The following is a 3,294-nucleotide window of genomic DNA, read 5'->3' as shown; positions in this document are numbered from 1 at the left end:
GGTCAGTAGCAAGGCTTTGAACATCGGGGCGTCTCCTTCCATGGCAGCCCCGATCTTGACCCAAAACGACGGCTCAGTGACGCACCGGCTCCAGCGTGCCCACCAGGGCCAGACGGCTGCGGTCGGCATGGGAGCGCCAGCGGGCATCACAGGCGGGCACGTCCACTTCCACCGGCTCGGTCTGAGACTGCCAGTCCAGGGCCTCTTCCAGCAGGCCGGAATCGCCGGCCGTCAGTGCCATCGCGCTGCGCCACAGGCGCTGCATGCGTTCCGCGGGCGCACAGCCGTGCTGCACACGGTGGGCGCGTTCATAGCGTTCACGGCAATCCGGTGGCTCGAGATGGCAACACTCCCAGCGACCCGTGATGTCAGGCATCGGTCGCACCAGTGAGGGCTCCATGCTGTCGGCCTGGGCGTCGTACAACCCGAGCAGGGTCAGGCCGTCCGCAAAGCGGATGCGGGCAAGATGTTGAGTCATGGGGCTAATCGAAGACATAGATTCCTTGCGGGTGAGCGCGAGCCGGACCGGCCCGAAGGGACGGACGGCTGGCGTTTCCCAAAAACGTGCAGATAGGATCACAAAACCAACCCCAGGTGCCTCCCCCTAAAGGGGGAATTCCAGCGGCGTCATGCACGCACACGGGCTTTCGATGCGGTGCGTTCACAATGCGGACATGTCCAGTCCCTTGCGTCTGCCCCGATGAGCGCTATCGACCGTCCCCTGGCTTTGACGATGGGAGACCCCTGCGGCGTCGGCCCGGAAATCCTGGCCCGCGCCCTGGTCGCCGGAGCGATGCCCGCTGCTGTCGTGGTGGGCGATGCCGCCGTGATGCGCCGTGCCCTGGCGTGCCAAGGCTTGCAGGCGCCCGTGGTGGTGCTCGACCATCCGGACGAGGCGGTCTCGGTGCCGGCGGCTGCCGTGCCCGTGATCGAGCCCCCCGGCCTGCCCATGGGCTTGGCCCAGCTGCCCTGGGGCCGCGTCGATGCGCGCGCTGGCGCAGCCGCTGCCTGCTGTGTGCGCCAGGCCATCGCCTGGGCGCGTGCCGGCGAGGTGGCTGGCATCGTCACCGCGCCGCTGCACAAGGAGGCGCTGGCTGCAGCGGGCGAGCCCTATCCCGGCCACACCGAACTGCTGGCCGCCGAGGCGGCCGGCCCGGGCGAGGCCGCACCGGCGGTGCGCATGATGCTGGCCAATGACGAGCTCAAGACCGTGCTCGTGAGCATCCACCTGCCGCTGCGCGAGGCGATCGAGCGGGTGACGTGCGAGTCGGTGCTGGAGACGATCCGCATCGCCCACCGCAGCGCGGCGCTGTGGGGGCAACCGCGGCCGCGTATCGCGGTGGCCGGGCTCAACCCGCATGCGGGCGAGGGCGGCCTGTTCGGCGACGAGGAGATCCGCCACATCGCCCCGGCCATCGAGGCGGCGCGCTCCGAGGGCATCGACGCCCGCGGCCCTTACGCGCCCGACACGGTCTTCATGCGGGCCCGCCACGCGCCGGGTCATCCGGGCGAGTTCGACCTGGTGGTGGCGATGTATCACGACCAGGGCTTGATCCCGGTGAAGTACCTCGGGGTGGAGCAGGGCGTGAACGTGACGCTGGGCCTGCCTTTCATTCGCACCAGCCCCGACCATGGCACCGCCTTCGACATCGCCGGCACGGGCCGGGCCGATCCGTCCAGCCTGATCGCCGCGGCCCGCATGGCCCGCCGGCTCAGCGCTGGCTGTTCGCGGTGAGCTCGGCGAGCTGCTTGCGCGCGCGTGCCACGGCGCGCTCGATCAGGTAGGCCTGCTCGAAGGCGCGGAAGCGCCCGGTCTCGCACATCTTGGTCAGCATGCGCCCAGTCATCGAGACGATGGTCTGGTGCTTCTTGCCGTGGCTGAAGATGAAGAAGGTTCGCCCCGGGCTCACCCAGTTCAGCCGCACCTTTTTCCACTGGCCGTCCAGGTGCATCTGGTAGGCCACGCCAGGCTGCACGTGCTGTACCAGGGCCACGCCCTGCGTGGGCTGCTCGGGCCGCATCTCGGGCTCGAGTGCCTCGAGGTTGATGTCCACGTCGGTGCCGCCGGCCTCGCCGCCGCTGAGGTCGATGTCGATGCGGCCGTCCCAGTCGATGGCGGTCTCGGCCACCAGCCCGATGCTGCGGGCCTCGTCGGGCGAGAAGTTCGTCTCCGGGGCTGCCACCGCGGCCGGCACCTCGGTGGGCGGCACCTCCTCGGCCGTGGGCACGACCAGCCGGTCCAGCCCCTGGAGCTGGGCGTCGAGCTGGCGCATCTGGAAGTCGGTCAGCGGCTGGCCCTTGAGCGACTGGGCATGCAGCGGCAGCAGTTCGGCGAAGAAGGCCTTCTTCTGCTCCTCCGGGTGGTGAATCAGCGCCAGGCCCTCGTTGAGCGTCTTCATCAACTGGGGCAGCGCCAGGATGAACTGCTTGCGCTCGGCCGGCGTGGCTTTGGGCTGCACCGACATCACCAGTTCGCGTGCGGCACGCCGGATGCGCCGGGTCGTCTCGGCCTGCGACCCGTGGCGCAGCGTGGCCTCCACCTCGACCTGGCTCCACACCTTCACGAGGAAGTCGCGGATGAAGTCGTGCAGACCGATCGACGCCAGCACGCCGTGCATCTGCATCTCGTGCCGGTGCACGATGCGCAGTTGGGCTTCCTTGTTGGCCAGCAACGCGACCGCCTCGGCATGAGCCAAAGCCTCGTCCTGCGCCTGTTCCTGCACGAAAGTCTCGAGGGCCCGCAGCCTGCCCTCGTAGAGATCCATCTGGTCGAAATCGCCCTCGACGACCTGCTGAACCAGTTCGCGCACCAGGCTCAGGAAGCGCTTGCCGGGGCCTTCGTCGAAGTCCTCGAAGGCGCAGGCGATGGAGGCCATGCGGTTGACGAACTTGCGCACTGGATGGCTGCGCGAGGAGAAGAACTGCACGTCCTTGAGCGCCACCCGCAGCACGGGCAACTGCAGTCGGGCGATCTGGCGCGCCATCTGCGGCGGCACCTTCGGGTCGGACAGGATCTGGTCGAACAGCGAGGCGACGATGTCGATCACCATGTGATCGAGCGCCCCGCTGCTGGCGCGCATCAGTTCCTCGCGGTGCGCGCGGATCAGGTTGACGGCCATCAGGCCGCTCAGGCCCGAATGCAGTCCCCCCGGGGCCGTGGAGGGGGGCGCCGCGCCGGCCCCGCTGGTGCTCCAGCCGCCTGTGCTCACGCCGTCCAGCGCGCCCGGGCCGCTGGTCAGATAGGCCAGGCGGCGGATGACATCCAGCATCTGCGCGTCGGCCCCGGCCGGTGCC

Annotated in this window: 3 protein-coding genes; 1 reads left to right on the top strand and 2 read right to left on the bottom strand. The window is 69.3% G+C overall.

Annotation, left to right across the window (positions count from 1 at the left end; all coding sequences use genetic code 11):
* Positions 1–73: 73 nt before the first annotated feature.
* A complete protein-coding gene (locus ACK42S_RS16705; RefSeq protein WP_409710186.1) occupies positions 74–478 on the bottom strand; it encodes a hypothetical protein in 405 nt (134 codons plus the stop codon).
* Between the two features lie 222 nt (positions 479–700).
* Between ACK42S_RS16705 and pdxA the strand changes: the two genes are divergently transcribed.
* On the top strand, positions 701–1,735 hold the full coding sequence (gene pdxA, locus ACK42S_RS16700; RefSeq protein ID WP_409710183.1) for a 4-hydroxythreonine-4-phosphate dehydrogenase PdxA: 1,035 nt from the start codon (positions 701–703) through the stop codon (positions 1,733–1,735).
* On the opposite strand, the gene ACK42S_RS16695 is transcribed toward pdxA, so the two are convergent.
* The coding region (locus ACK42S_RS16695; RefSeq protein ID WP_409710180.1) for a DUF1631 family protein at positions 1,713–3,294 on the bottom strand (1,582 nt) is incomplete at its 5' end. The genes pdxA and ACK42S_RS16695 overlap by 23 nt on opposite strands.

It is taken from the genome of Caldimonas sp. (assembly GCF_046289365.1).
In the GTDB taxonomy this organism is placed as follows: domain Bacteria; phylum Pseudomonadota; class Gammaproteobacteria; order Burkholderiales; family Burkholderiaceae_C; genus Caldimonas.
Note: the sequence above shows the minus strand (reverse complement) of the source record. Positions and strands in the feature narration are given on the sequence as shown.